Genomic DNA, 26,170 nt, shown 5'->3' with positions numbered 1-26,170 from the left:
ATGCGAGCACTACTTTCCCTGTTTCTCTTAAGCGCCGTCGTGTCCCCCGCGATGGCGCAGGACGGCTACCCGAGCCGACCGGTCACCGCCTTGGTCGGGTATCTTCCGGGCGGTGCCGCGGACCTTGTCACGCGCAAGCTAGCAGCGGTCATGGCGCCCAGGTTCCCCTCGGGCATCGTGGTCGAAAACAAGCCGGGTGTCGGTGGCAGCCTGGCGGTGTCGACGCTCGCGATGGCCAAGCCAGACGGGTATCAGTTCGCATTCGTACCCAACTCGAACCTGGCGCTGTCGCCGCAGGTCAATTCGTTGTCCTATAAATCGCCGGACGATGTCACGCCAGTCATCAACATCGTCAACTTCGCCCCGGTGATGCTGGTGCCGAGCAGTTCGCCTTACCAGACGCTGCAGGACTTGCTCAATGCGGCCAAGAAGGCCCCGGAAAGCCTTAGCGTGGGTTTTCCGGGCGTGACGACTCTGAGCCATCTCAACCTGCTCCAGTTCGAGCGCCTGGCCGGTGTGCAGCTGATCGACGTGGCCCAGAAGGGTTGGGGAGAAGGGGGTCCCCAATTGCTGGGCGGGCACATCACCGCCGCGATCGCGCAGCCCATCGAGGCGGTGCCGTACCTGAAGTCAGGAAAGATGCGTGCGCTCGGCTCCTTCAGCGAAACGCGGCAGTCACGATTGCCGGACGTGCCAACGATGAAGGAGCAGGGCGTCGCGGCGGATTTCGGCGTGCGCTACCTCATCGTCGTTCCCAAAGGAACGCCGGCACCCGTGGTGAAGTACATCCATGATGCCGCCAAGGCGGCCATGGAAACGCCGGAATTCAGGAAATTTGCCGCGGACAACGCGCTGGATATCGCCTACCAGGATGGTGCCACCGCGCGCGAGGCGGCCTGGGCGGACTACCGCAAGTACACGCCGGTGCTCAAGCAAAGCGGGCTGCTGAAGTAGACCTGGCATCGATGATCGAGACCGACGTCGACGGCGTAACCGAGCGCCCGGAACCACGAGAGCCAACATGAAGATCCTGATCCCCGAGTTGATTCACCCCCGGTCCCTGGAGCGCCTGCGCAAGGAGCACGAGGTCGTGTTCGACCCTACCCTCTTCGCGCGCCAGGCGGCGCTGCTGGATGCCGCGCGCGATGCCCAGGCCCTGATCGTCCGAAACCGTACGCAGGTGCGTGGCGAGCTGCTCGATGCGCTCGGCCAGTGCCGGGCCGTTGGTCGCCTTGGGGTCGGCCTTGACAATATCGACGTTCCCGCCTGCCAGGAGCGCGGTATCGAAGTGATCCCGGCCCTCGGAGCCAACGCCCGCTCCGTGGCGGAGTATGTCGTGACCTGCGCCATGCTGCTGCTCAGGTTTTCCCACTACAGCGTCAGCGACACGCTGGCCGATGGCTGCTGGACCCGTCCGGCAACGCCGGAAGGCCATGAGGTCTGTGGTCGGACGCTGGGCCTGGTGGGATTCGGCTCGATCGGCCAGTTGACCGGCCGCCTGGCCAGCCGGCTGGACATGCGCGTGGTGGCGCATGACGCCGCGCTTCGGCCGGGGACGTCGCCCGACTTCCCATGCGAAATGCTTCCCCTGAACGAATTGCTGGCCGTCAGTGACGTTGTCAGTCTGCACGTTCCGCTGATGCCGGAGACACGTAGCCTCATCAATGCGGACCGGCTCGCCATGATGCGGCCTGAAGCGGTGCTGATCAATGCCGCGCGAGGGGGCATCGTCGACGAGGCAGCTCTGGCGCGCGCCCTGACGGAAAAAAAGCTCCGGGCGGCCGCACTGGATGTATTCGACGACGAACCGCTGCCTGGCGGGTCGGTGCTGGCGGGGGTGCCGAACCTGCTGCTGACACCGCACGTAGCCGGCGTGACCGCCGATTCGGAGCTGCGAGTTTGTGAACTGGTGGCGCAGCGGGTCCTGGGTGTGCTGGCGAGGACGTCCGGGGACGCGACAGTGCTGCGACAAGCGCCGAAGTGAGCGGCAGGAGGAAATCCATGGCAGTCCAGAAATTTAGCCATTGCAGCCATTGGGGCGCCTATACCCTGCTGGTGGAGAACAACCGGATCGTCGGGGTCGAGCCGTTCGCAGGAGATCCGTCGCCGTCACCGGTCATCCACTCGGTGAAGTACTGGGCCGAGTCCGCCAACCGGATTGCTCAGCCCATGGTCCGGAAGAGCTGGCTCGCCAAGCGCGGGCCGGGCGAGCGAAAGGCCAACGAAGCGTTCGTGCCGGTGTCCTGGGAGCAGGCCAACCAGATCGTCGCCAGCGAGATCGATCGCGTGCGCCATGAGTACGGCAATGCGTCGATCTTCGCGGGCTCCTATGGCTGGACCAGCTGCGGGCGGTTCCATCATGCCCCCTCGCAGATCAAGCGGATGCTGAACCTGGTCGGCGGCTATACCGGCCATGTCGATACCTACAGCATTGCCGCCGGCCCGGTCATCCTGCGCCACGTCCTCGGCGACAGCGAGGCCTGCAATGGTGGCGCCACCACGCTCGATGCCGTGGCCAGGCATGCGCAAACCGTTGTTGTCTTCGGCGGGCTGTCGCCCCGCACGGCCCAGAGCGAGGCCGGCGGTGTTGCACGCCACCAGCTCGAATCCCATTTGCGGGCCATGGTCGATAACGGCGTCAGGTTCTTCCTGGTCTCGCCGATGCGTGACGATTTGCCGGAGTGGGTGCCGGCCGAATGGCTGCCCGTGCGCCCGAACACCGATGCCGCGGTCATGTTGGGGCTGGCCGGAGAAATCGTCTCGGCGAACCGGCACGACCAGGCGTTCCTGAACCGTTATTGCAGCGGCTCCGACCGCTTCCTGGCCTATCTGGCCGGACAGCATGACGGCGTGCGGAAAGACGCGGAGTGGGCCTCGCGGATATCGAGCCTTGACGTTGGTTGTCTCAACGCGCTCGCCCGCCGCCTGGTCGATACGCGTTCGATGATCACCGTGAGCTGGAGCCTGCAGCGGGCAGACCATGGCGAGCAGCCATACTGGGCGGCCCTGGCGCTGGCGTCGGTGATCGGCCAGATCGGACTGCCCGGCACTGGCGTCGGCTTTGGCTATGGTTCCCTTGGCGGTGTCGGATCGCCGCTTTCCCAGGCGCAATCTCCGGCGTTCCCGCAGGGCGCAAAACCCAATGCAGACTTTATCCCGTGCGCACGCATCGCCGACCTGCTGCTGAAGCCGGGGCGAGAGTTCACGTACGAGGGCATGACGCACACCTACCCTGACATACGGCTGGTGTACTGGGCGGGCGGAAATCCGTTTCACCACCATCAGGATCTGAATCGGCTGCGCAAGGCGTGGTCTCGTCCCGATACCATTATCGTGCAGGAGCCGATGTGGACAGCAACGGCCCGCCGCGCCGACATTGTGCTGCCCGCGACCACCTCCATCGAGCGCAACGATATTGCGGGCAACCGCCGTTCCGACCACCTGATCGCCATGCATCAGGCCATCCGTCCCGTGGGCATGGCGCGCAACGACTACGACATCGTCCGCGGTATCGCCGCGTGTCTCGGTGTGGAATGCGCCTTCAGCGAAGGGCGGGATGAGATGCAGTGGATCCGCATGATGTACGAACGCTCGGCGCGGCACAGCCGGGAAAGGCTGGGCGTCGAGCTGCCGGAGTTCGAGACATTCTGGGAACGTGGCTCGACGCCCGTGCCGACCAGGGCCATGTTCACCTATCTCGAAGCTTTCCGGCGTGATCCCGACGGGCATCGCCTCAACACGGAAAGCGGGCGCATCGTGTTGGGTAGCGACAAGCTAGCCACGCTTTGCCTTGACGACTGTCCGCCGTGCCCGTCCTGGATCCCGCCCGCCGAGTGGCTGGGCTGCGCCGGCCCTGAAGAATTTCACCTGGTGTCCCGCCAGCCGGCCGGCAAGCTGCATAGCCAGCTGGACGAGGCGCCGGTCAGCATGGCGACCAAGCATAACGGCCGTGAGCGGGTGTGGATCCATCCGGGCGATGCGGCAAGGCTGTCGATATCCGATGGCGACGCGGTGCGGCTATGGAATGACCGGGGACAGTGCCTGGCATCGGCATCCGTTACCGATGCGGTTCGGCCAGGCGTGCTGATGCTGCCGACGGGCGCGTGGTATGCGCCGGAAGACGAGGGGCCGAACGCCTTAGATGTCGCCGGCAATCCGAACGTGCTGACCCTGGACAAATGCAGCTCCGGCTTCTCGCAAGGCTGTGCGGCTCACACTTGCCTTGTCAGGATGGAAAAGCATCAACCAGGGCGGCCTGGCAGTGACCTGGGCCGCGCGACGACGTAAGGCTTTGACCCCAGAAAGGAGACATGCAATGAATCTGCCCAAGGTTTTTACCGACTTTATCGCCGGAATGACCCGGATCGTCGATACCGCTGAAGGCAACGAGCGCCGCATCCTCGATGCGGGCGAGAAGCTGCTTGGCGAACTGATTGCCGTGGATGACTGGTTGCCGGAGGCGTACGCGCAGCCGCATCCCCAGTACTACGGCCAATATCTTCTCTATGCCGACCCGGGCGATCGGTTCTCGGTGGTCAGCTTTGTCTGGAGCCCGGGCCAGAAGACCCCGGTGCATGACCACACGGTCTGGGCCCTCATCGGCATGCTACGCGGTGCCGAGACGTCCGAACGATTCGAAGTCGCGGCGCCTGGCAAGCCGATGCGTTCCCTCGGCAAAGACATTCTCAAGCCCGGTCACGTCGATCGGGTGTCGCCGTCGATTGGAGATATTCACCGCGTGGCGAATGCGCATGACGACAGCGTGTCGATCAGCATCCATGTTTATGGGGGGAACATCGGCAAGATCTCACGTCATGTCTATGACGAGCACACCGGGGAGCAGAAGACTTTTATCTCCGGTTACACCAACGTCTAGCCGGCCGTGGACGTCGCCGCGAAAGTGAGATCAAGGGATGGCTGCGCTTGCTGATAGCGGCGCGCCCGGCACGTTGGAGACACCATGCTGTCAGGAGATACAGAAGCTCGAGCGCACCTGCTATTCGTGCTGTTTGTGGCGATATCCGTCTATGCGTCGAACGTGACCGGCTTCGCGCTGGCATTGGTCCTGTTGGGCCTGGTTGCGCTGACCGATATTGTGCCGTTGCCGGATGCGGTCAATGCGGTAACCGTCATCATCGTGTTGAACGCAGCGCTGTTCTTGTACAAGAGGCGCCCGCTGAGGATTCAGCCGGAAATCAAGCCTGCGGTGGTTTGCAGTCTGGGCGGTTCTCTTGTCGGTATGGCATTGCTGACTTTTCTTGCTACCCACGCGTTCCAGACCTTGCGCGCGTTGCTGGGAATCTGTGTGATCGGTTGTGCCATGCTGCTCTGGAAGGCGGCCAGGCCTTACGCCGTGGCGTCTGGTCCCAGGACCTTTGCGTTCGTCGGCGCACTGTCGGGCGTCCTCGGCGGCATGTTTGCTACGGCGAGTCCGCCGCTGGTGTATGCGGTGTATCGTCAGCCCTGGTCCGTGGAGGTCATCCAGGAATCGCTGATTTTCAGTTTCGGTGTTGGCGCGGTGCTGCGGCTATCGGTGATGGGGCTCTCGGGGCAGGTGAATCTGTTCGCGCTTCAACTCGCGGCAGAGGCGCTTCCGGTCGCCATGCTGGTGACCATCCTCGCCGCGAATCGCCAGCCGCCAGTGTCGAAGGAGAGACTGCGGCAAATCGTCTGCATACTGCTGGTATGCGTAGGCATCGGTATCTTGCTTTAAGCGAGAATCAGGGATCGAAGCGGGGTGCCGTAGTGGAAGCGCTACGGGAACTGTACCCCGCGGACATCGCTTGCCGATCCCCCATTAGTGCTGGCTCAGCCCACGGCGCTTGACCAATGCCTTCTTTTTGGTCTGCTCTTGCAGCAGAAACTTGCGGAAGTCTTCGGCGTTCAGCGAGCGGTGCGCGCGCGCAGCGTCGTCAGCGAGAAGCCGGCCAGTCCAAGAATCGGGCCAGGTACGAGAAGCCAGGTGGCGTCCAGCCCGATGCGCTCGATCAGGGCCGTGGTCGCCGCGATCGACACGACCGTGATGGCGAAGCCAATCGCGTTCTGGATGGCTAGGGCACTGCCAACCAGTTCCGGCGGGCATGCCCTGGCTGCCAGCGCGGAGAACTGTGGCGAGTCGGCCACCACGGATGCGCCCCACAGCATCAGCAGGGCGAACAGCGGCATCGGCGCAAGCGTCTGCCAGCCCAGCGCGAACGCGATGGCGCAAAGCCCGGAAGCGCTCAGCGCCGTCAACGCTACCCTGGCGCTGCCGACGCGCTGTGAGAAGGCGCCCCCGATCAGCGAGCCAAGCCCGCCGATGCCAATCACGATGAAGGTGAGTCCTGCGATGCCGATGCCGGGAAACTGTGCGGCCAATGCGGTGCGCGCGACAAGCAGCGGTACCACCGTCCAGAACGCATAAAGCTCCCACATATGGCCGAAGTAACCCAATGTCGCGGCACGGAAGGCACGGATGCGAAAGACCTGCAGCACGGAGCGTGAGGCCGCGTGCGGCGCTTGTCCTGGTCTGGTTTGGCGAGGCTTGGTGAGGGTGTGCGGGCCGTCCCTCAACACGCCGATCATGCAGGCGCCCAGCAAGGCAAGCACCGACGACGCGGTAATCACAAGCTGCCACGGCAGGCCCGCGCCGATGACGCGCATCGCATGAGGCAGCGCGGTGCCAAGGGTCAGCATGGCGACCAGTTGCGCCAGCGCTTGCCCGGTTCGATGCGGCGCCCAGCCGACAATGAGCTTCATGCCCATCGGATAGATCCCTGCCAGGCAGATCCCCACGCAGAAGCGCAGCGCCGCGCCACTGGCAAGGCCGGTCGACAACCAGGCAAAGCCGAGGTTGAAGAGCGCTCCGGCGATCGCGCTGGCCACGAAAATGAAACTCGCGCGGAAGCGGTCTGCCGCGCCGCTCAGGGCGATACTGAGCGTGCCGAGAATGAAGCCGAGCTGCACGGCGCTGGTGAGCCAGCCGATGTCGGCCTCCGTGGCGTGCCAGAGCCGCATCAGGTCTGCCGCCGTGCTGTTTGCGCTGAACCACAGCGCGGTGCCGAACAGCTGCGCGATGGCGATCGTGGCAACCGGTCCGATGCGATGGACCAATAGCCGTTGAAGCCCGCTGGCTTCTGTCGTTGCGATGGAGGTCATGCGGAATGAGGAAACCGGCGGGCCGTTGCGTGGCGGCCGGCCATGGGTGGAGAGGTTGTCCTGCTGCGCAATTGCGCGCGCCCCGTGCGGGCGAACCGGAACGCTGCGCCGCCGGCGGACATGATGGCGCAGCAGTGCGGAGGCAATGCGAAATTCAACTGCTACCCCTGGCGCTGTGGCTCAGGAGAAGCCGTTGCCGTGCAGCGTGTCAGGCCGGGGCGAGGTCTTCGAGCCAGCTTGCGTCGCGGGGAGAAGGCCGACGATGTAGCCGCTTGCTGAGCAGCGCCCGCGCCTTGGCCGCGTTATCGCTGCGCATCAATGCAACCAGCAGGGTGTCTTCCACGACCTCCCGCTGCGCCGCGCTGCCACCGATACGCACAACTTCGTGCGCCATGGGCTCCAGGAGGCTGGCGCAACCCAGGTAGTCTTCTTCGGCGAATGCCAGCGCAGCGCGGCAGATGGTCGGCACCACGGGACCGGCGGGAAGCTTTGCCGCCTCGATGAGTGCGTTCAGCGCCTTGACGCGCGCCTCGAGCGCAGCCCGGTCGCCACTGGCTGCCGCGACCAGCGCCATGTGAACGTCCGCGAACGGGAAGCCGGGCTGCTGGAAGTACCGCGAAGCATAGGCCGATGCATCCTGCCAGAGTCCCGCTGGGACCGGATGCCCATAAGCCTGGAAGCGCCACAAGAATGAAGCCGTATCGCTCACGACATTGATCGGCACGCCCAAGGTGTTAGAGGGCGCTACGTACTGGCCATAAATCCCGAGCGCCTTCTCTGTGTCGCCCCGCTCCAGCGCAACCAGCGCGGCGTGCCAGGCGATGTGGCTGTGAAGGACGCCGCTGCGGTCGTAGCCGGGCAGCCAGTCCTCGATCAGCGCTTCCGCCTCGGTGCCAGCGCCGGCTTCATACATCACGTGCGTGAGCGCATGAACCGCGTTGACATTGTTCCGTCGCAACTGCAGTGCGCGCTCGGTGAAGGCGCGACCGCGCACGACATCCCCGTTCTCGCCATGCGCCCAGCCGCGATAGGTCAGGAACCACCAGTCATCCGCGTCGAAATGCGCAGCATGACGCTCGCACAGGTCCACGCGTGCCTGGTCGTGGTCTGCCATGCCGGAGAATGCAAGCAAGCCGAAGGCGCCCAGCGGCAGAGAGAGGATCAGGATGTCGCGCGGCCAGCGGTCGGCGTGCTCGAGGGCGCCGGCCAGCGCGCTGGCCGACTGGCCGTGGATGGCCAGCCGCAGGACTTCGACATGGCTGCGCTCGCGCTCGGTGCCATGGCGCGCCACCAGCTCCTGGGCGAGGGCAATCTTCCCCTTGGCGTCGGTGGCCTCGGCGCGGATGGCGTGCAGGCGTGCGCGCGCAGCGTAGGCGAGCGCGAAATCCGGATCGGCCGCGATGGCGGCATCGAGCGTCGCTGCCGCGTCGGGCCACAGGGACAGCAGCAGGTCGATGCCGGTCCGGTACCGGTCCGCGGCGACGTCAGAGGTCGTGGAGAGTTGCAGACCGTACCGGTCTTCGAAGCGCGCCATAAAACTATTCACTCCTGTGAGATCAAGGCCTCGGGCAAGCGGCAGCTCCGGGTGCGCGGTGCATGCCGGAGGATCGCCATGCCAACTATTAAAGCCGAAGCGGTGCTGGCCGTCTTTCGACTAACGGTCAATTTATATAGAATAACTGCCAAGGGGAGGGCAGGACCATGAGATGGGACACCATTGAGGCACCACACGGCGTAGCGCCGCCGCGGCCAATGACCGTGCGGGCCCAGTCGATTCCGGCACGCCATGCCTTTCCGGATCACGCCCATGCGTGGCACCAGGTGGTCTATGCGATATCGGGCGCCTTGACCGTTATCGTTCCTGGTGGCTCCTTCGTCATTTCTCCCGAGCAGGCGGCCTGGCTGCCCACCGGTCTTCAGCACCGCGTCGGTTCGTTGCTTGGCGCGGAGTTTCGGAGCCTCTGGATCAGTGATGGCGTGGGTGGCGAGTTGCCGTTTGCCCAGGCTACCGTGTTCCGGGTATCGGCCCTGCTGAAGGCGCTGATCGTCGAGGCAGCCGAGATCGATGGCACAGAAGACGTCGACGGCTACACCGGACGCGTCACGCATCTGATCATTGACCAGTTGCGCAGGGCCGAGGCGATTCCCGCCGCGCTGCCGTGGCCGCGCAGCGCGCCGTTGACGACGCTGTGCGAGGCGTTGTACGCCGATCCCGCCGACGCCCGCGGGCCGGAAGACTGGGGCCTGGTGCTCGGGATGTCGGCGCGAACGCTTTCCAGGCGCTTTGTCGGCGAGACCGGCATATCGCTGCGTTCGTGGCGCCGCCGCATGCGCCTGTTCCGGGCCATTGAACTGTTGTGCGGCGGGATGAGCGTGACGCGCACGGCGATGGAGCTGGGCTACGGTTCCACCTCCGCGTTCGTCTACGCCTTCCGCCTCGACATGGGTTGCGGTCCGCAGGCATTCATGCGCGGACGCGGTGACGAGGGCGGCCGCCCTGTCGTGCTCGCGCCTGTGGCGATATCATCTCGCGCGCGCCGGTCATTGCCGGTTTGAGTACTTGGGAGACAGCCGTGCCAGTGCGTCTGGAAGAGGCCAGCCACGAACTTGAGATACAGGAGCGGATCAAGTCGCTGATCGTCCAGGGCGAATTCGAGATGACGGACGCCTACGAGACCGTGGACATCAAGATCTGGGCCATGAGGAGTCTGCTGACGTTCCCCGATTCCCACTTTCAATCCTCGCTCGCCGCGCACACGGCCATCGTCGCGTCGATGGAAGCTGATGCACCGGCCTCGGTCAGACATTGAACGATGGAGTCGTGAAGGACTACCTCGCTTCTTCGATCGAATAAGGTTTCGAGCCGGCGCCGCTGCAACGGGATAGGGCTATTCGCTGGGTAAGGCCGCTTCACTCAGCAGCCAGTTCCGGAATGCCTGCAACCTCGGCAAGCCGGCACTCTCCGGCCGATAAACGACGTAGTAGGCCAACTCGGAAGGGAACTTTAACCTTGGAAAGAGCCGTACCACGCGCCCGGCCGCCAAGTCGTCGCGAGCCATGACGCTGCGCGCCAGCGCCACGCCGCGTCCTTCGCTTGCTGCCTGCAACACGGCTGCGGAGTTGTTGATCTTCATGCCGCGCGAAGTCGCTACGCCGGAGACGCCCATTTTCTGAAACCACTGGCTCCATGTGGGGAAGCCCGCATGGCCATCCATGGAGAGATCGTGAATGAGGGTGACGCCATCCAGATCACCGGGGCGGCGCAGAGACCGATGCTGCCGCAGTAGCTCAGGCGAACAAACCGGGTATACCTCCTCCTCTATGAGCTTTTCAGCAGTCAGTCCGGGCCACGTGCCGGTACCGTAGCGCACGCCGATGTCCACCCGCTGCGCCACGAAGTCCACGGGTTTGAGGTTGGTCTCCAGGCGAATATCAGTGTCAGGGCAGATCGCCTGGAATCGCTCAAAGCGTGGCAGCAGCCATTTGGCAGCGAAAGCGGGACTGACCGTGACGCTCAGTACTCCGCGGACGGAACCCTCCTGCAGCCGTTCCAGGCCCAGGGATAGCCGGTCAAATCCGGCGCGGATGTCCGGCAATGCGCGCAGTGCGGCATCGGTGGCAGAAAGTCGTGCCCGACCGCTGTTGCCCCGGACGAACAACGGGGAGCCAAGCCAATCCTCAAGGCCCCGAACCAACTGACCAACGGCGGCGGGCGTGACGTTGAGTTCCTCCGCTGCTGCGGAGAAGCTCTCGTGTCGGGCACTGGCTTCAAAGGCGCGCAGCGCATTCAGATGGACCGGTAGCTTCATCGCAGTAAAGGTTTTCTTTCAAGGAAAGAAATTTTATCTCATTTGCCAGAGGTTTCGGATTGACCAAAAATTGGCAAAGATTCGCGGCACTTCCCTGGATTCTGTCGCGGATCCCGGGAGCAGATGGCGCATCCCTGGGCGGATAGTTTTCCTTTCAGATTGCATTGACACTCGATAAGGGCATTCCGCTTCTTCGGCGCAGGTCTGGCGCTCGGTTCGGACATCAAGTCGCACTAGCAGCCTCACCGTGCTCTTTTTTCAACCCGATTTGGCCCATCCGACAGGCAGAGAGATATGAGCAATCAGTTCAAGGGCAAAAAACTGCTGGTCGTCGGCGGCACCAGCGGAATGGGGCTGGAGACCGCACGCATGGTGCTCGCCGAAGGCGGCAGCGTGGTGATCGTGGGCAATCGCCCCGAAAAGACCGAGGCGGCGCGCAGCGAGTTAGCCGCGCTGGGGCAGGTCTGGGCACTGACGGTGAACCTCGCCAGCGATGAGGGCGTCCGCGCACTGCTTGAAGCCGTCGACGGTCAGCATGCCGACATCGACCTGCTGGTGAACGCCGCCGGTGTGTTCTTTCCAAAGCCATTCCTGGAACACTCGGAGGCTGACTACGACCAGTACATGAAGATCAACAAGGCGTTCTTCTTCATTACCCAACGCGTCGCAGGCAACCTGGTCGCGCAAGGCAAAACCGGCGCCATCGTCAACATCGGCTCGATGTGGGCCAGGCAGGCGATTGCAGCCACGCCATCTTCGGCGTATTCGATGGCCAAAGCCGGCCTGCATTCGCTGACGCAGCATCTGGCGATGGAGCTGGCTTCCAAAAACATCCGCGTCAACGCGGTGTCGCCTGCGGTGGTCGAAACGCCGATCTACGAGGGCTTCATTCCCAAGGCTGAAGTACATGGCGCCCTGCAAGGTTTCAACAGCTTCCATCCCATCGGCCGCGTTGGCAAACCGCGGGATGTTGCCGAAGCGGTCGTTTTCCTGCTCTCCGACAAGGCGCGCTGGGTGACGGGCGCCATCTGGGATGTGGATGGCGGCGTGATGGCTGGCCGCAACTGATGCGTGGGGCGAGCGCCTGCCGTTTGCCTCCTTGTTTTCCCAACCACCTGCTCGGAGAGCACGTATGGTCTATCTGCAAATTACCCTCATGATCGCCAGCGCCAACCGCGCGGCCGCGGCTGGCGTCTACCAAAGGTACAAGGCGCCGTTCCTCAGCACCGTTGCCGGCGCGAAGTCGAAGGAACTGCTGGTGCGTGAGGAAGACGTGCAAGTGCTGCATGGCTTCGACAGCAGGGAGAACGCCGCTGCCTATCTGCGAAGCGAGCTGTTCACGGCAGATGTGGTGGCCGGTCTCGAGCCATTGCTGGGTGCCGCGCCCGACGTGCGGATCTACGAGGTCGCGTGATCTCGCCGCAACCGCCCGCCCACTCATTGACAGCAGGAGCTCAAGACATGATGCAGGACTGGAATGCCTACCGGAATGAATTGAAGACGCGCGTCGGCGATTTCGCGTCGTTGAACCCAGAGGTAATGGCAGGGCTCGCGAAGTTGAATGAATTCGTGGCCAGGCCCGGACATCTGGAACCCAAGATGCACGAGCTGATTGCCCTGGCTGTCGCCGTTACCACGCGCTGCGACGGCTGCATTTCCGTGCACACGCAGAAGGCAGCGGAGTATGGTGCCACGCGCGAAGAAATTGCCGAGGCGCTCGGGGTTGCCATTGCCCTCAACGCCGGCGCCGCTCTCGTCTATTCGGCACGCGTGCTCGATACCCACGCACATCTGCCCAGGTAAAGGGTATGGGGTACATCGGGCCGCCGCGGAACGCCGCGGTCCTGTACCCCGCTTGTCTTTAAAGAAGTCTCTATGCTAGTTAATGCGGATCTTGCGCTGCGCGCAGCCGTCACGCCACATCAGTACCAGTGGATCGCCTCGCCCCAGCCCGGTGTCGAGCGCGTGATGCTGGATCGAATGGGGGGAGAAAAAGGACGCGCCACCAGCATCGTGCGTTACGCGCCCGAATCCTGGTTTCCCCACCACCCACATCCGGGAGGCGAGGAAATTCTCGTGCTGTCGGGCACGTTCTCCGAAGGAGACATTCACTATCCGGCCGGCTGGTATCTGCGCAGCCCGCCGGGCTCCTGCCACGAGCCCTCCAGCGCCGAGGGGGCGGTCATCTTTGTAAAACTCCGGCAGATGCAACAGGACGAATCCCGCCCGGTTCGTGTCGACACGCGTGATGTGTCGCGCTGGACGGTCAGGAATGGTCGTGAATGCTGCCCGCTGTTCTCGGACGACATCGAACATGTCTCCCTCGAGCGCATACCGGCGGGCGCCACCCTGTTCCGCGCTCCGGTAGAGGGTGCCGAGATGCTGGTAGTGGAGGGCAGCTTGCGTGAGCGCGCACAGGAATACGAGCGGGGCAGTTGGGTGAGGCTGCCGCCGGGGACGTATCCGGATCTCGTCGCGGGCAGATTCGGGGCCTGCGTGTACCTCAAGACAGGGCATCTCGCGATCCCTGTCAGTCTGGACGGCGCGTCATGCTGACCGCGCGCATTGCCATCATCGGCGGCGGCCTGAGTGGCCTCTACGCGGCCTACTTGCTGGAGCAACGCGGCATCCGGGATTACGTGTTGCTGGAAGCGCGAGGCGCCTTGGGGGGGCGGATCGTTTCTGTCTCGCCGAAGGCCCGTACCGGCGAGCAGCGGGCCAGCGACCAGTATGACCTTGGCGCAACCTGGTTCTGGCCCGCTTTGCAACCGGATCTTCAGGTGCTGGTGGACGAGCTGGGCCTGCAGACCTTCGCGCAGCAAGAAGAGGGAGACATGCTGCTGGAGCGCTCCGCGACGCACGCCCCCGTACGCGTCGATGGCTATCGCTCCACGCCCGCCTCGCGGCGGCTGGTGGGCGGCATGGGCGCGCTCGTCGATTCTCTGCATCAGCGCCTGACAGCAAACCGGCTGATGACCCATTGCCATGTGAAGCGGGTGCGCTATCTGGATGACTGTGTCGAAGTGGAGGCTGACGGCCCGCAGGGGCGTGAACTCATGCATCGCGTGGCCCACGTTCTGTTGGCGGTGCCGCCGCGTCTTGCAGCCGGCACCATTGTGTTCGAGCCAGCGTTGCCCGACGCATTGGCAGGGCCGTGGAAGCACTGCGCGACATGGATGGCGCCACATGCCAAGTATCTGGCGGTCTTCGATCGACCCTTCTGGCGCGAGCACGGGTTATCCGGCGAGGCGCGCAGCGCTGTCGGGCCGATGACGGAGATTCACGACGCCTCGGCGCTGGCTTGCGATGGTGCCCTGTTCGGTTTCCTGGGCGTCCCCGCCCCCGTGCGCCGCCGGATTCCGGAGCAGGAATTGCGGGCGCTCTGCCGTGCTCAGCTGGTTCGCTTGTTCGGCCGCTGCGCTGCATCACCCCGCATCGAATACCTGAAAGACTGGGCGCGCGACCCTTACACAGCGCTGGAGGCCGACAACAAGGTGGGCGCGCACCAAGTGTTGCCATTACCTTCGTGCGCGGCGTCCGGCGTCTGGTGCAACCGGCTCACCGGTATTGCCAGCGAATGGTCGCCGGAGTTTGGCGGGTATGTCGCGGGCGCATTGGACGCTGCCCGGCGGGCTGTGGCCGCTTTGATGGCCGGCAATACCGCAGATTCCCTTTTGCATTGATTTGCCTTTGCGCGCAGCGCGGGACCAGAGGAGACATTGGAGTGTCGAGATGAAGACTACCTATCGGGCCATGCAGATCAGCAGGCCAGGCGTACTGGAGCTTGTGGAGCGGGCCGTGCCACAGCCTGGCGTCGCTGAGGTGCTGATCCGGGTGGAAGCCTGCGGCATCTGCGGAGCGGATGCGGCCGACATCGAAAGAACAGGCCCTGCTACGCACCCGCCGCGTGTGCCCGGTCACGAGGTGGTTGGCCGAATCCTGGCGATGGGCCCAGGCACGCCATCGATCTGGACGACAGGCCAGCGTGTGGGCGTGGGCCGGCTGGGTGGTCACTGTGGCGAATGCGTGCAATGCCGGCAGGGGCGGTTCCAGCTTTGCCTGAACCAACCTGTGGTGGGTGCCACCGTCGACGGTGGCTACGCCGAGATGATGCTGGCGCGCAGCACCGGCCTCGTCGCCATTCCAGACGGGCTTGGCTCGGAAGAGGCCGCCCCTATCCTATGCGCGGGTATCGCCACCTTCAACGCCTTGAAGAAGTGCGGCGCGCAAGCCGGCGATACGGTGGCGATCCTCGGCATCGGCGGCTTGGGGCACATGGCGCTGCAATATGCACGAAACATGGGTTTCCGGGTCGTGGCGATCGGGCGAGGCAACGAAAAGGCCGGCGACGCGCTGGCGCTGGGCGCACATGTCTATATCGATAACCGCCGGGAAGATGCCGCTGCGCGGCTCAAGGCCATGGGCGGCGCGCAGGCCATGGTGACCATGATCGATCATGCCGAGGCAATTTCGGCGCTGCTCCCCGGCCTGGCACCCGAGGGGCGGCTGGTTGTCCTCAACCCCGCCAGAAGCCCGCTACACATCCCCCCAGGTCTGCTCGTCGGCGGACAACGCAGCATCCTCGGGTCGCTCACGGGTACGCCTTACGACAACGAAAAAACGTTGAACTTCAGTATGCTAGCGAATGTGCGGCCTCGGATAGAGACCATGCCGCTTGAGCAAGCAGCTCAGGCCTACGCGAAGATGAAATCCGGTAGCGCGAAATACCGCATGGTGCTGACGATGGATAATCCGCGTTGAACGCGCTACCGCTCTGTGCAAGGGGCGGCCAAATACTAATATGACCAAGTACAACACCCAACCAGCCCTCGACGCATCCGATCTTCTCCCCGACCGCGTCCAGAGCGGCAACATCTGGCGCTTGTCCATCGCCCAGGCACTGGCTGGCGCCAACTCGGTGGTGGTCTATGCCACCGGCGCCATCGTCGGCGACATGCTGGCGCCGATCCCCATGCTGGCTACGTTGCCCATTTCCATCTTTGTGGTGGGCATGGCGGCGTGCATTTTGCCCATCGGTGCGGTCTCCCGCAGATATGGCCGGCGCGCTGCCTTTCTGGTGGGCACAGGGGCCGGTGTATTGACCGGCGTGCTGGCCATGCTTGCTGTCATCCTGGGCTGGTTCTGGCTGTTCTGCCTGGCGACCTTCTTTGGCGGCAGCTACGCCGCCGTGGTGCTGTCGTTTCGTTTTGCGGCCGCCGATGGGGTTGCACCCGCCCGGCGCGCACGGGCACTATCGCTCGTCATGGCAGGTGGCGTGGCCGCGGGCGTGGTGGGGCCGCAATTGGTGACCTGGACCATGGATCTGTGGCCAGGGCATACGTTTGCCACTACCTTCCTGGTGCAGGCACTCGTGGCAGCGCTCTCGGCGCTCGTCCTGCTCGGGGTAAAGCTACCTCGACCCAGCGTTGCGGAAATGACCAGCGGCCGGCCGCTCACCGAAATCGCACGGCAGCCGCGTTTCATTGCCGCGGCGATCTGTGGCGCGGTGTCCTATATGTTGATGAACTTCCTGATGACTGCCGCACCGCTGGCAATGCATATCTGCGGGCATCCGCAGGCCTCCGCCAACCTGGGGATGCAATGGCATGTCATCGCGATGTACGCGCCGAGTTTCTTCACGGGTTCTCTGATTGCGCGATTCGGAGCAAGCCGCGTGGCGATCGTCGGTCTGGCGCTCACCGGGCTGTCTGCCGCCGTCGGACTCGGCGGCGTCGACGTGGCACACTTCTGGGCCACGCTGATCCTGCTCGGCCTTGGGTGGAATTTCGGATTCCTCGGCGCATCGGCGCTGGTGCTGGAGTGCCACCGCCCCGAGGAGAAGACGCGCGTGCAGTCCCTCAACGACTTCATCGTCTTTGGCCTGATGGCGATCGGCTCTTTTTCCTCCGGCGGCCTGTTGTCCGCCTATGGCTGGAACACAGTGCTGTGGGTCTCGTTCGTTCCGCTGGCGCTGGCCTTGGTGGCGCTCGCCGTGGCGATAAGAAGGAACAAGGCCCTTGCCGCCGAGCACCAAAGCATGGCGTGAGATTGCATAGACCGGGCAGCTTGCTGCCCGGTCAATGCTCACGAGCCCTGTCTCAATTCCGATCGAGAAGACGAGACCACGCTGATAAAGCGCTGAAGCAGGGAGGAGCAGCGGTCACGGCGCCATACCAGTTCCCAATCCTGACGAATCGTCAGGTCTGCCAATGGCATGAAAGCAACGGTTTCGGGAGCAATGCGGCGGGCACCTTCCGGCAAAATCGTGCATCCCATGCCGGCTGCTACCAGGGTCAGCATCGAGGCGGCGTCCACGCCGTGAACCGCGGTGCGCGGGATAAAGCCGGCGTCGAAGAAACAATGAATCAGCCGGTCATGCCATGCCGGGGCAGCCGTGCGCGGCAGCCAGACGAACTCCAGATCCTGAAGATCCTTCAACACTTTGGGCCGCTTGCCCCGGGGCCATTTCCAGTCCGACGGATAGGCCAACAACATCCGATCCGAGAACACAGGAATCCCCTCGAAATCCGGGTCGCCGGGTGGACGGAATAGCAGAAAGCCTGCGTCCAGCCTCCCTTCGGCGATCTGGCCAAGCTGAACATCGGAAAGCAGATGGTGCAGGGTGATTCCGACCCCTGGCACTTCCCTTCGATACTTCTTCAGCACTTCGGCGATCTTGGGCGCCAGGTTCTGCATCACGGGCAGCGCGATGGACAAGTGCCCGGATTCTCCGCGCCCGGCACGCTGCGCTCGGTCTTTCGCGGCAATCGCATCGTCAAGCAGCTTGCCTGCATCCTCCAGCAGCTGGTTGCCGGCATCCGTCAACTTCACGCCGCGCGTTGTTCGCTCGAACAAGCGTGTGCCCAATTCGTCTTCGAGAGACTGAATCTGGCGTGTCAGCGCCGGTTGAGCAATGTGCACCGCCTGGGCCGCAATGCTGATGCTCCCATGCTTGGCCACCGCGGAGAAGTAGCGCAATTGACGGAGATCCATGGCTATACCTTTTCGGCATTGGTTGGATGTTGAAAAGGTATTTTACGGCATGACGGCTTGTTTCTACCATTCACCGAAACGCCTCCCCGTTCCACCATCCAGCTTATGCGCTCCAATACTGACATTGCCCCAAATATCGCTCGGCTTACCGCGTTTCGTCATGACCTGCATATGCATCCCGAGCTGAAGTACGAGGAATGCCGCACCGCAGACAAGATTGCGGCCTACCTCGCGGCGTTGGACATTCCCATGGTGCGCGGCCTGGGTACCACGGGTATCGTAGCCAGCATCCACGGCGAGGGCCGCGGCGCAGACAATCCAGGCCCGGCCGTGGGGATTCGCGCCGACATGGACGCGCTACCGCTGCAGGAAATCAACCAGTTCCGTCATGCGAGCAAGGTCGACGGCCGCATGCATGCCTGCGGACATGACGGCCATACCACCATGCTGCTAGGCGCGGCCGAACTGCTGGCAGCCAATCGCGACTTTGACGGCACGGTGCATCTGATCTTCCAGCCGGCCGAGGAAGGCGGTGCTGGGGCGCGCGTAATGATGGAAGAGGGCTTGTTTGACCAGTTCCCTTGCCAGGCTGTCTTCGCCCTGCACAACTGGCCCGCGCTGCCCCAGGGACAAATGGGCGTGCGTGCGGGCCCCATCATGGCCGCCGCCCAGCAGTTCCAGATCATCGTGCGAGGCAAGGGAGGCCATGCAGCACTCCCGCACACGACGATTGACCCGATTCTGGCAGCCTGTTTCATCGTTGCCCAGTTGCAGGCGCTGGTGTCGCGCGGCACGGATCCATTGGACCCTGCCGTGCTTACCGTCGGCAAGATCGAGTCCGGCACGTCAGCGAACATCATCCCGGATGAAGCACGCATCCATGGCACTTGCCGCACCCTGACCGAGGCATCGCAGCAGTTCCTGATCGACGGCATACATCGCATTGCGCGCCACGTTGCCGCAGCGCATTTCGCGACGGCCGAAGTCGTCCTCAAGCCAGGCGGCTATCCCAACACCGCCAACCACACGCAAGCAGCCGTGTTCATGGGCGAGATCATGCGCGAGTTGGTGGGCAACGAACACGCGCACACCGACGTGCTGCCCGCAATGACCGCCGAGGACTTCGGATTCATGCTGCAGCAGATTCCTGGCGCCTATGGCTGGATCGGCAATGGCGCGGATGGCAATTCCGGTCTGGGTTTGCACAACCCCGGCTACGACTTCAACGACCACAACCTGGATCTGGGGGCTCGATTCTGGGACCGCCTGGCGCGGCGCTGGTTCGAAACCCAGGCACGGCGCTGACGCGTACCTTGCGGCAACCCAGCCATCGGGCTTGCCTGTGACACCTCGCAAAAAAATACAGTTTTCAGGAGACAACAATGAGCCAGAATTCTTATATGTGCGACGCAAGTATGCACGCGCTCGATCGAAAGCGACCGACCAGACAACGGTTTTTTCTGGTGGTGATTCTTTTTATCGGGATTTCCATTGCCTACCTGGACCGCGTCAATATCGCAGTCATAGCGGCAAATGCGAGGTTTCTTGCTGATATGGGTATTGCCGGGCAGCCGGTAAAAGTCGGACTCATGATGAGTCTGTTCCTGGCGGCCTATGGCATTTCCAATGTCGTCCTGAGTCCGCTGGGGGATTATCTCGGGCCGCGTAAAGCCATGGTGGTTGCGTATGTGATCATCTGCGTCTCGCTATTGGCGGGCGGCATGGCGCGTACTTTTGGCGTCCTCCTCGCTACGCGCGTCTTGTTGGGAGTCGGCGAGGGACTCTACTATCCTATGCAGAACACCTTCGTCAAGAACTGGTTTCCCCCGAAAGAGCGTGGCAGAGCAAATACCGCCTGGCTTATTGGCCAATCGCTCGCTCCGGCAGCTGCCATGCCCGTGTTCACCTATCTTGTTGCAGCGTTCTCCTGGGAATCGACTTTCCATTTTTCATTTGCTGTCAGTCTTGTTCCACTGGTACTGCTGTGGTTTTTCACGGCCGACTCACCCCACGCGCATAAGCGCGTGAACAAGGAAGAGTTGGAATACATAGAAGAGAATCTGGCCAAGGAAAAAGAGGGTGGCGAAGACCACGCACCAGCGAAAGAACCTTTCCTTCGGCTGGCGAGAACCTTTGCTTCCAACTATCGCTTTTGGATGCTGCTGCTAATTCTTGCATCCAATTCAATCTTGTCCTGGGGGGTGGCAACCTGGCTGCCGACATATCTCAACCAGGAGCGAGGATTTTCCTGGGAAGCGATGGGTTGGATATCGTCGCTGCCGTTCATTCTTGGCTTCGTGTTCAAGCTTGCCGCTGGGGTGATCATCGATCGCACCGGAAGAAACGCACCCGTCATGGCTTTGTCGGCACTGTTGTGTGCAGCGGGAGTGTATCTTGGGGTGACCCTGGAGGATAACTACACGGCTGCCATCGTGATCGCCTTCGGCATCGGTGCCTCGTCCGCGCAGATTCCGGGAATTTTCACGCTGCTGCAAAGATTGGTTCCAAAGGCGGCAATGTCTTCCGCGGCGGGAACCATGAATGGTATCGCCGTCGGTTTTGGAGCGTTATCGCCGGTATTGATAGGCCTGTCCATCAGCGTGACGGGGAACTTTGGCTCGGCCTTGTATTTTATTATGGCAATCGTCTTGTCTGGAGGCGCGCTGGCCACCATTCTGTCTGCGCAGAAGCTATAAGAATATGTCGGGCAGACGCCTAGCGGCGCGCTTGCCGCGCCATCTCGACAAAGCCTGCAATGTAGGCGGTGTCTTCGTCGCCGCGCCGGATGCCGAGATTGATATGCTTGCGGATACCGTGCTTGCCCAGCGGCACCGCGCGCAATGGCATGCCCGCGCCTTCTTCTTCCACCAGCCAGTCAGGCAACACGGAAACGCCGCGCCCGGCGGCGACGAGCTGCAGCATCAGGTCTGTCACTTCGGCAGTGCGGTGCCGTCTCGGCTGGCAATGCGCCGGGACCAGGAACCGGGTATAGATGTCGAGACGCTCGATGCTGACCGGGACCGTGATCAGCGTCTCGTCAAGCAGATCCTGAGGCCGTATGTAGGGCTGCGCGGCCAGCGGGTGCGATTCATGAACGACCAGCACCAGTTCGTAATCGATCACCGGGGTGAAAGCCAGCTCCGGCAGCTTGACCGGGTCCGGTGTGATCAGCAGATCGATCTCATGCCCGAGCAGCGCGGCGACGCCGTCGAACCGGAATGAGGTCCTGACATCGAAGTCCACGTCCGGCCACGCGGCAAGGTAATGCGGCGTCAGTCGCGCCAGCCATTTCTGGCAGGGATGGCATTCCATGCCGACACGCAGCGCGCCGCGCCGCCCTTCGGCGAAGTCCGCCAGTATGCGCTCGGCGTGCTCGAGCTGGGGCAGCAGGCGTTCCGCCAGCGCCAGCAGGTATTCGCCAGCCTGCGTGAAGCGCAGGCCGCGGCCGCTCTTGGTCCAGATCTTTACGCCATGGTGGTCTTCCAGCTTCTTCACCATGTGCGAGAGCGCGGATTGCGTGACGTTCAGCTTTTCCGCGGCGGCGGTGACGCTTCCGGTACGGCTTACCGCAACCAGTGCCGCAAGATGTTGGCGATCCAGCACGCATGACTCCTGTTCATTGGTTCATGAAAAGATACCATTTTTTTTCATGAAAAGGCGTTGCTATGCTGGCCTCGGTCGAATCCATCTGGCGCCCTTCGGCGCCTTTCCATAGCGAGAAAAGGAAGTCATGAAGGTCAATGCAACGGCAGTGCAAGGCGAGATGTCGGCTGGGGCGGCCGGCCACGCAGGCAGCGTTTTCGACGAAGTCATCGACCGCGCGAACTCGCACTCCATGAAATGGGCCATCCCCGAAAAACTCCTCGCGCCGGACGAGGCTGCCGCCAAGCCGCTGCCGATGTGGGTCGCCGACATGGATTTCCGCTCGCCGCAAGCCGTCATCGATGCGCTGCACGACGCGGTGGCGCACGGCGTCTTCGGCTACCCCGGCGGCGCGACCGACAGCTATGTCGATGCCGTCGTCGCGTGGCAGGGCAAGCGCTTCGGCTGGGAGGTGGCAAAGGAATGGGTGGTGCAGACCTCCGGCATCATCACCACTCTGAAGACCGCCATCCAGGCATTCTCCGCACCGGGCGATTCGGTGCTGATCCAGCCGCCTGTCTATGCGCACTTCCATAACGACGTGCTGATGAACGGCCGCCATCTCGCCTTTGCGCCGCTGGAGCGCACCGAGGACGGCTACCGCTTCGACCCGGCCGTCTTTGAAGCGGCGATCCGCGAAGATACGAAGCTCTTCATCCTGAGCAATCCGCACAACCCCACCGGCAATGTCTGGTCGGAAGACGAACTGCGGACCATGGGTGAGATCTGCCTGCGACGCGGCGTGCTGGTCATCTCGGACGAGATCCACCAGGACCTGATCATCAATCCGGAGAAAAGGCACATCCCCTTTGCCTCGCTCGGCGAAGATTTTGCCCAGCACAGCATCACCTGCACGGCGCCCAGCAAGACCTTCAACCTGCCGGGCTTGCAAAGCGCGAACGTGTTCGTGCCGAACCGGCGCCTGCGCGACGAACTGCGCCGCCAGTACGACCGCAATATGTTCCCGCTGGTCAATACGCTGGGCATGGTTGCCGCAGAGGCGGCCTATGCTCACGGCGAAGCATGGCTCGAACAGATGCTGGCGTACCTGCGCGCCAATCACGACCATTTCCGCGAGTCGGTGCATCGCGCCACGTCACGCATCCAGGTGCTGCCGGCCGACTCGCTCTACCTGGCATGGATGGACTGCCGCGGCCTCGGCATGGACGCGCCGTCGCTGGACAAGTTCATGCTGACCCGGGCTCGCCTGTGGCTCGACAAGGGCCAGAAGTTCGGCATCGAGGGCCACGGCTACATGCGCGTCAACCTGGGATGTCCGCGCGCGATCGTGGATAAAGCCATCGGCAGATTGACTGCCGCCGTCGCCGGACTCTGATCCGGCTCAGCGAACGCAAGACGAAACCAACCGACAGTCGATGGAAAAGGAGCCATCGGCTGCGGACGGCGCTCGCCCGTCGCAACAGCCACCCACAACGACAAGCATCACAAAGAGATGTACCAAAGGAGACAATGTAATGCGCAGGAAAACAGACGCTCAGTCCTATGAGCAGGAAGAGCTCAAACGAGATCTAAAAAGCCGCCATATCCAGATGATCGCCATTGGCGGAGCGATCGGTACCGGCCTGTTCTACGGGTCATCGTGGGCCATCAAGACCGCGGGTCCGGCGATCATCCTGACGTACCTGGTCGCCGCCGTGGCGATCTACTTCGTCATGCGGGCGCTGGGCGAGATGGCGGTCGAGGAGCCGGTCTCCGGGTCCTACATTTCCTATTCGAACCGCTATATCCACCGGTTTGCCGGCTTCCTGAACGGCTGGAACGCATTCATCTTCCTGCTGGCAACCAGCGCGGCCGAGCTGAACGCGCTGGGCAACTACGTGCATTTCTGGTTCCCGGCCATGCCGATCTGGGTGACCGCGCTGATAGCCGTGTCGGTGATGTTCTGCGTCAATATGATCGGCGTGAAGTTCTACGGCGAGGCCGAATTCTGGTTCGCGCTGATCAAGGTGACCGCGATCGTTGCCATGATCGTGTTCGGCGTCGGCATGATCTTCTTCGGCCTGGGCAACAATGGCGAGCCCATCGGCCATCACAACCTGGTGGACCATGGCGGCTTCTTCGCCAAGGGCATCGGCGGCATGGTGCTGTCGATCGTCATGGTGGCGTTCTCGTTTGGCGGCATCGAGAACCTCGGCCTGGCTGCAGGCGAAGCCAAGGATGTCAAGACCACCATGCCCAAGGCCGTCAGCGCGACCTTCTGGCGTCTGCTGATCTTCTACGTTGGTGCCATTGCAGTGCTGCTGATGATCTTCCCGTGGACCTCGCTGACCGCGAAGGGCAGCCCGTTTGTCGACGTCTTCACCAGGATCGGCGTGCCCGCGGCGGCCGGGGTCATGAACCTGGTGGTCATCACCGCGGTACTGTCTGCCGTGAACGCCAGCGTGTTCACCAACAGCCGCACCTTCTACAATCTGGCCTTGCAGAAGAACGCACCGGCTTTCCTGGGCACGGTCAACCGCCGCAATGTGCCGTCGCGCGCCATCATGCTGGTGTTCGCCACGATGTTCGCGGGCGTCTTGCTGAACTACCTGATGCCGGAAAAGGCGTTCGAACTGTTTTCGTCGATCACGGTGTTCGCGCTGGTGTGTGCCTGGACCTCGATCGTGGTCAGCCACCTGCGCTTCCGGAAGCTCAGGATCCAGACCGGGCAAGCGGACAGCCTGTCCTACAAGATGCCGTTCTTCCCGTATGGCAACTACATTGCCCTGGCGTTCATTGCCGCGGTGCTGGTCTGCATCGCGATCCTGCCGGATATGCGGATGTCGCTGATCGTCTCCGCATCGTGGGTCGCCATCGTCTTCGTCGCCTACAAGTTCTACACCAGGGAAGGGCGGCCGGGCCTGGCCGAGATGCCCAATGTGGGACCGGGGATGCAATAGGACGGTGATGGCATCAACTTTCCAACTGGCGCTCGACGAGCGGCGCGCAGCCGCTCTGTCGAGGTTGCTCTGCCATGTGACCTGGTCGGATCTAAGCGCGTATGCCAGCGATGTCGAGGAAGCCTTGCTGATGCGCGACGCGCTCGACACCATCGGCCGGGCGCTGGTGCTGGGAGAAGCTGGCCGCACCGTGCAGCGCGGTAGTTCGCGCAGACGCTAATGTGCTGCGCATTGCACTACGCTACGCCGCACCCACGCCGCCGCGGAGATTGCACCGTTGTTGCGTTTGCGTGCCGGGGATAGGGCGCGTGTTTCATCCCGCCGCCTCTACCATTGACGTTATCACCCCCGTTGCGACGTCCAGGTCTTCCGCACCAGCGTCCCGGGGGCCGACCGACATGGAGAGTGAATGGAACACACCCCCTCCCGGCGAAACCCGCTATCGCTGGACGGCGCACGGCTGCTGGCCCAGATCCGTGCGCTTGGCGAAATCGGTGCCGACCCCGAAGGCGGCGGCCGCACCCGGATTGCGCTGACCGACGCCGAGAAAGCGGGCCGCGACCAGGTTGTCCAATGGATGCGCGAGCTGGATCTTGAAGTTCGCATCGACCGCATCGGCAACGTCTTCGGCATCCTGCGCTCGGCGGCCGATGATGGCAGCCAGGCGCCGCTGATGACCGGCTCGCATATCGATACCGTCACCAATGCCGGTGCGCTCGATGGCTGCTACGGGGTGCTGGCCGGGCTCGCGGTGGCGCGCGCTTTCCGCCAGGCCGGCGTCACGCCGAACCGTTCCATCATGATCGGTGCCTTCACCAACGAGGAGGGCATCCGCTACCAGCCCGACATGATGGGCTCGCTGGTGTATGCGGGCGGACTGCCGGTGCGGCAGGCGCTCGACACGGTCGGCACCGACGGCACGCGGCTTGGCGACGAACTGGCGCGCATCGGTTATGCCGGCGACATGGAACCCGGCGCCGTGGTGCCGCACGAGTACATCGAACTCCATATCGAACAAGGCCCGGTGCTGGAGGCCGAGGGTACGCAGATCGGCGTGGTCGAGAACTTGCAGGGGATTTCGTGGCAGCAGGTGACGGTACAGGGCAACGCCAACCACGCCGGCACCACGCCTACCCGCCTGCGGCACGATGCCGGCTGGGCGGCTGCCGCGGTAGTGGCGTTCCTGCGTGAACTGGCGAACGCGTCGGATGGCACCACGCTGGCGACAGTGGGTTGCCTGCGCGTGGAGCCCGGCGTGATCAACGTGATTCCGCGCAAGGCGGTGTTTACGGTCGATCTGCGCGATCCCGATGAAATCCGGCTGAAACGTGCCGAAGCACGGCTGGCGGAATTCCTGGCACAAGTCGCCGAAGCCGAGGGTGTCACGATCCGCACCGAGCCGCTCGCGCGCTTTGAGCCGGTGAGCTTCGATGCCGGCATCATTGCCGCCATCGAAGCCTCGGCGGCGCGCTTTGGCTACACGCATCGGCGCATGACCTCCGGTGCCGGCCACGACGCCCAGATGATCGCGCGCATCGCCCCCGCGGCAATGATCTTCGTGCCGAGCCGCGGCGGCATCAGCCACAACCCGCGCGAGCACACCGACGACGACCAGCTGGTAATGGGCGCGCAAGTGCTGCTTGATGTCATCCTCGCCCGCCTTGGGCATACCTCTGAGTGAATCCCTTC

The 26,170-nt window shown here is 63.3% G+C and carries 25 protein-coding genes; 20 read left to right on the top strand and 5 right to left on the bottom strand.

The features are described 5' to 3' along the window. The 5 genes from U9J39_RS17990 (at position 1) to U9J39_RS17970 (ending at position 5,713) form a co-directional block, all read left to right on the top strand. Positions 1-954 carry a tripartite tricarboxylate transporter substrate binding protein gene (locus U9J39_RS17990; protein ID WP_240987726.1) on the top strand — a complete coding sequence of 318 codons (954 nt, stop codon included), beginning with the start codon at positions 1-3 and terminating at the stop codon, positions 952-954. Positions 955-1,021: 67 nt separating this feature from the next. Then, complete coding sequence (locus U9J39_RS17985; RefSeq protein ID WP_326347693.1) at positions 1,022-1,984, top strand: hydroxyacid dehydrogenase; 963 nt, start codon at positions 1,022-1,024, stop codon at positions 1,982-1,984. A gap of 17 nt (positions 1,985-2,001) precedes the next feature. Then, positions 2,002-4,287 carry a molybdopterin-dependent oxidoreductase gene (locus tag U9J39_RS17980; RefSeq protein ID WP_326347692.1) on the top strand — a complete coding sequence of 762 codons (2,286 nt, stop codon included), beginning with the start codon at positions 2,002-2,004 and terminating at the stop codon, positions 4,285-4,287. Between the two features lie 28 nt (positions 4,288-4,315). Next, a complete protein-coding gene (locus tag U9J39_RS17975; protein ID WP_326347691.1) occupies positions 4,316-4,876 on the top strand; it encodes a cysteine dioxygenase in 561 nt (186 codons plus the stop codon). 84 nt (positions 4,877-4,960) lie between these two features. Further along, complete coding sequence (locus tag U9J39_RS17970; protein WP_115712106.1) at positions 4,961-5,713, top strand: TSUP family transporter; 753 nt, start codon at positions 4,961-4,963, stop codon at positions 5,711-5,713. Positions 5,714-5,883: 170 nt separating this feature from the next. Here U9J39_RS17970 and U9J39_RS17965 read toward each other — a convergent pair whose 3' ends face one another. Both U9J39_RS17965 and U9J39_RS17960 read right to left on the bottom strand, forming a co-directional pair. Then, positions 5,884-7,137 (bottom strand): MFS transporter, encoded by a 1,254-nt coding sequence (locus U9J39_RS17965; RefSeq protein WP_326347690.1) that lies wholly within the window; start codon positions 7,135-7,137, stop codon positions 5,884-5,886. Between the two features lie 208 nt (positions 7,138-7,345). Next, entirely contained in the window at positions 7,346-8,671 is a 1,326-nt protein-coding gene (locus tag U9J39_RS17960) for a tetratricopeptide repeat protein (protein ID WP_326347689.1), read from the bottom strand. 218 nt (positions 8,672-8,889) lie between these two features. On the opposite strand from U9J39_RS17960, the gene U9J39_RS17955 reads away from it, so the two are divergent. Both U9J39_RS17955 and U9J39_RS17950 read left to right on the top strand, forming a co-directional pair. Next, positions 8,890-9,693: an AraC family transcriptional regulator gene (locus U9J39_RS17955; RefSeq protein ID WP_326347688.1), complete on the top strand. Its 804-nt coding sequence runs from the start codon at positions 8,890-8,892 to the stop codon at positions 9,691-9,693. Positions 9,694-9,710: 17 nt separating this feature from the next. Beyond that, positions 9,711-9,947, top strand: coding sequence for a hypothetical protein (locus U9J39_RS17950; protein ID WP_026164243.1), 237 nt, complete (start codon positions 9,711-9,713; stop codon positions 9,945-9,947). A gap of 78 nt (positions 9,948-10,025) precedes the next feature. On the opposite strand, the gene gcvA is transcribed toward U9J39_RS17950, so the two are convergent. Next, a complete protein-coding gene (gene gcvA, locus U9J39_RS17945) occupies positions 10,026-10,946 on the bottom strand; it encodes a transcriptional regulator GcvA (protein ID WP_326347687.1) in 921 nt (306 codons plus the stop codon). A 294-nt stretch (positions 10,947-11,240) separates the two neighbouring features. Between gcvA and U9J39_RS17940 the strand changes: the two genes are divergently transcribed. The 7 genes from U9J39_RS17940 (at position 11,241) to U9J39_RS17910 (ending at position 16,992) form a co-directional block, all read left to right on the top strand. Continuing rightward, the gene (locus tag U9J39_RS17940) at positions 11,241-12,014 is read left to right on the top strand and encodes an SDR family NAD(P)-dependent oxidoreductase (protein WP_326347686.1); all 774 of its coding nucleotides are present in this window, start codon (positions 11,241-11,243) and stop codon (positions 12,012-12,014) included. Between the two features lie 64 nt (positions 12,015-12,078). Continuing rightward, entirely contained in the window at positions 12,079-12,360 is a 282-nt protein-coding gene (locus U9J39_RS17935; protein ID WP_018006526.1) for a hypothetical protein, read from the top strand. Positions 12,361-12,407: 47 nt separating this feature from the next. Further along, positions 12,408-12,749 (top strand): carboxymuconolactone decarboxylase family protein, encoded by a 342-nt coding sequence (locus U9J39_RS17930; RefSeq protein WP_018006525.1) that lies wholly within the window; start codon positions 12,408-12,410, stop codon positions 12,747-12,749. A gap of 72 nt (positions 12,750-12,821) precedes the next feature. Further along, positions 12,822-13,502, top strand: coding sequence for a cupin domain-containing protein (locus U9J39_RS17925; RefSeq protein ID WP_326347685.1), 681 nt, complete (start codon positions 12,822-12,824; stop codon positions 13,500-13,502). After that, positions 13,496-14,629 (top strand): flavin monoamine oxidase family protein, encoded by a 1,134-nt coding sequence (locus U9J39_RS17920; protein ID WP_326347684.1) that lies wholly within the window; start codon positions 13,496-13,498, stop codon positions 14,627-14,629. Before U9J39_RS17925 ends, U9J39_RS17920 begins: the two co-directional genes overlap by 7 nt. Before the next feature lie 49 nt (positions 14,630-14,678). Next, a complete protein-coding gene (locus U9J39_RS17915; protein ID WP_326347683.1) occupies positions 14,679-15,707 on the top strand; it encodes an alcohol dehydrogenase in 1,029 nt (342 codons plus the stop codon). 40 nt (positions 15,708-15,747) lie between these two features. Continuing rightward, complete coding sequence (locus U9J39_RS17910; RefSeq protein ID WP_326347682.1) at positions 15,748-16,992, top strand: MFS transporter; 1,245 nt, start codon at positions 15,748-15,750, stop codon at positions 16,990-16,992. 38 nt (positions 16,993-17,030) lie between these two features. On the opposite strand, the gene U9J39_RS17905 is transcribed toward U9J39_RS17910, so the two are convergent. Further along, on the bottom strand, positions 17,031-17,939 hold the full coding sequence (locus U9J39_RS17905) for a LysR family transcriptional regulator (protein ID WP_326347681.1): 909 nt from the start codon (positions 17,937-17,939) through the stop codon (positions 17,031-17,033). Between the two features lie 105 nt (positions 17,940-18,044). Between U9J39_RS17905 and U9J39_RS17900 the strand changes: the two genes are divergently transcribed. Both U9J39_RS17900 and U9J39_RS17895 read left to right on the top strand, forming a co-directional pair. Then, positions 18,045-19,244 carry an amidohydrolase gene (locus U9J39_RS17900; protein ID WP_326347680.1) on the top strand — a complete coding sequence of 400 codons (1,200 nt, stop codon included), beginning with the start codon at positions 18,045-18,047 and terminating at the stop codon, positions 19,242-19,244. Between the two features lie 77 nt (positions 19,245-19,321). Beyond that, on the top strand, positions 19,322-20,635 hold the full coding sequence (locus tag U9J39_RS17895) for an MFS transporter (protein ID WP_326347679.1): 1,314 nt from the start codon (positions 19,322-19,324) through the stop codon (positions 20,633-20,635). A gap of 19 nt (positions 20,636-20,654) precedes the next feature. On the opposite strand, the gene U9J39_RS17890 is transcribed toward U9J39_RS17895, so the two are convergent. After that, positions 20,655-21,542 (bottom strand): LysR family transcriptional regulator, encoded by an 888-nt coding sequence (locus tag U9J39_RS17890; RefSeq protein ID WP_326347678.1) that lies wholly within the window; start codon positions 21,540-21,542, stop codon positions 20,655-20,657. Positions 21,543-21,669: 127 nt separating this feature from the next. On the opposite strand from U9J39_RS17890, the gene U9J39_RS17885 reads away from it, so the two are divergent. From U9J39_RS17885 to U9J39_RS17870, 4 genes are all read left to right on the top strand, one after another. Continuing rightward, complete coding sequence (locus U9J39_RS17885) at positions 21,670-22,917, top strand: MalY/PatB family protein (protein WP_326347677.1); 1,248 nt, start codon at positions 21,670-21,672, stop codon at positions 22,915-22,917. Positions 22,918-23,056: 139 nt separating this feature from the next. Further along, complete coding sequence (locus U9J39_RS17880) at positions 23,057-24,481, top strand: amino acid permease (protein ID WP_326347676.1); 1,425 nt, start codon at positions 23,057-23,059, stop codon at positions 24,479-24,481. Between the two features lie 7 nt (positions 24,482-24,488). After that, positions 24,489-24,701, top strand: coding sequence for a DUF7706 family protein (locus U9J39_RS17875; protein WP_116313399.1), 213 nt, complete (start codon positions 24,489-24,491; stop codon positions 24,699-24,701). 189 nt (positions 24,702-24,890) lie between these two features. After that, the gene (locus tag U9J39_RS17870) at positions 24,891-26,162 is read left to right on the top strand and encodes a Zn-dependent hydrolase (protein ID WP_116313400.1); all 1,272 of its coding nucleotides are present in this window, start codon (positions 24,891-24,893) and stop codon (positions 26,160-26,162) included. The last annotated feature ends 8 nt before the right edge of the window (positions 26,163-26,170 follow it).

Origin of the sequence: Cupriavidus sp. SS-3, from assembly GCF_035818815.1 — a bacterium.
Classification (GTDB): Bacteria; Pseudomonadota; Gammaproteobacteria; order Burkholderiales; family Burkholderiaceae; genus Cupriavidus; species Cupriavidus taiwanensis_C.
The sequence above is the reverse complement of the archived record's forward strand: the minus strand, read 5'-3'. Positions and strand labels throughout refer to the sequence as shown.

Bases quoted from the DNA above. Each gene is read 5' to 3' on its own strand.
- U9J39_RS17990 (WP_240987726.1), top strand. From the start codon at position 1: ATGCGAGCACTACTTTCCCTGTTTCTCTTAAGCGCCGTCGTGTCCCCC.
- U9J39_RS17875 (WP_116313399.1), top strand. From the start codon at position 24,489: ATGGCATCAACTTTCCAACTGGCGCTCGACGAGCGGCGCGCAGCCGCT.
- U9J39_RS17915 (WP_326347683.1), top strand. From the start codon at position 14,679: ATGAAGACTACCTATCGGGCCATGCAGATCAGCAGGCCAGGCGTACTG.
- U9J39_RS17910 (WP_326347682.1), top strand. From the start codon at position 15,748: ATGACCAAGTACAACACCCAACCAGCCCTCGACGCATCCGATCTTCTC.
- U9J39_RS17955 (WP_326347688.1), top strand. From the start codon at position 8,890: ATGACCGTGCGGGCCCAGTCGATTCCGGCACGCCATGCCTTTCCGGAT.
- U9J39_RS17900 (WP_326347680.1), top strand. From the start codon at position 18,045: ATGCGCTCCAATACTGACATTGCCCCAAATATCGCTCGGCTTACCGCG.
- U9J39_RS17935 (WP_018006526.1), top strand. From the start codon at position 12,079: ATGGTCTATCTGCAAATTACCCTCATGATCGCCAGCGCCAACCGCGCG.
- gcvA (WP_326347687.1), bottom strand. From the start codon at position 10,946: ATGAAGCTACCGGTCCATCTGAATGCGCTGCGCGCCTTTGAAGCCAGT.
- U9J39_RS17880 (WP_326347676.1), top strand. From the start codon at position 23,057: ATGCGCAGGAAAACAGACGCTCAGTCCTATGAGCAGGAAGAGCTCAAA.
- U9J39_RS17965 (WP_326347690.1), bottom strand. From the start codon at position 7,137: ATGACCTCCATCGCAACGACAGAAGCCAGCGGGCTTCAACGGCTATTG.
- U9J39_RS17920 (WP_326347684.1), top strand. From the start codon at position 13,496: ATGCTGACCGCGCGCATTGCCATCATCGGCGGCGGCCTGAGTGGCCTC.
- U9J39_RS17960 (WP_326347689.1), bottom strand. From the start codon at position 8,671: ATGGCGCGCTTCGAAGACCGGTACGGTCTGCAACTCTCCACGACCTCT.
- U9J39_RS17870 (WP_116313400.1), top strand. From the start codon at position 24,891: ATGGAACACACCCCCTCCCGGCGAAACCCGCTATCGCTGGACGGCGCA.
- U9J39_RS17940 (WP_326347686.1), top strand. From the start codon at position 11,241: ATGAGCAATCAGTTCAAGGGCAAAAAACTGCTGGTCGTCGGCGGCACC.
- U9J39_RS17895 (WP_326347679.1), top strand. From the start codon at position 19,322: ATGAGCCAGAATTCTTATATGTGCGACGCAAGTATGCACGCGCTCGAT.
- U9J39_RS17970 (WP_115712106.1), top strand. From the start codon at position 4,961: ATGCTGTCAGGAGATACAGAAGCTCGAGCGCACCTGCTATTCGTGCTG.
- U9J39_RS17925 (WP_326347685.1), top strand. From the start codon at position 12,822: ATGCTAGTTAATGCGGATCTTGCGCTGCGCGCAGCCGTCACGCCACAT.
- U9J39_RS17975 (WP_326347691.1), top strand. From the start codon at position 4,316: ATGAATCTGCCCAAGGTTTTTACCGACTTTATCGCCGGAATGACCCGG.
- U9J39_RS17980 (WP_326347692.1), top strand. From the start codon at position 2,002: ATGGCAGTCCAGAAATTTAGCCATTGCAGCCATTGGGGCGCCTATACC.
- U9J39_RS17930 (WP_018006525.1), top strand. From the start codon at position 12,408: ATGATGCAGGACTGGAATGCCTACCGGAATGAATTGAAGACGCGCGTC.
- U9J39_RS17885 (WP_326347677.1), top strand. From the start codon at position 21,670: ATGAAGGTCAATGCAACGGCAGTGCAAGGCGAGATGTCGGCTGGGGCG.
- U9J39_RS17985 (WP_326347693.1), top strand. From the start codon at position 1,022: ATGAAGATCCTGATCCCCGAGTTGATTCACCCCCGGTCCCTGGAGCGC.
- U9J39_RS17905 (WP_326347681.1), bottom strand. From the start codon at position 17,939: ATGGATCTCCGTCAATTGCGCTACTTCTCCGCGGTGGCCAAGCATGGG.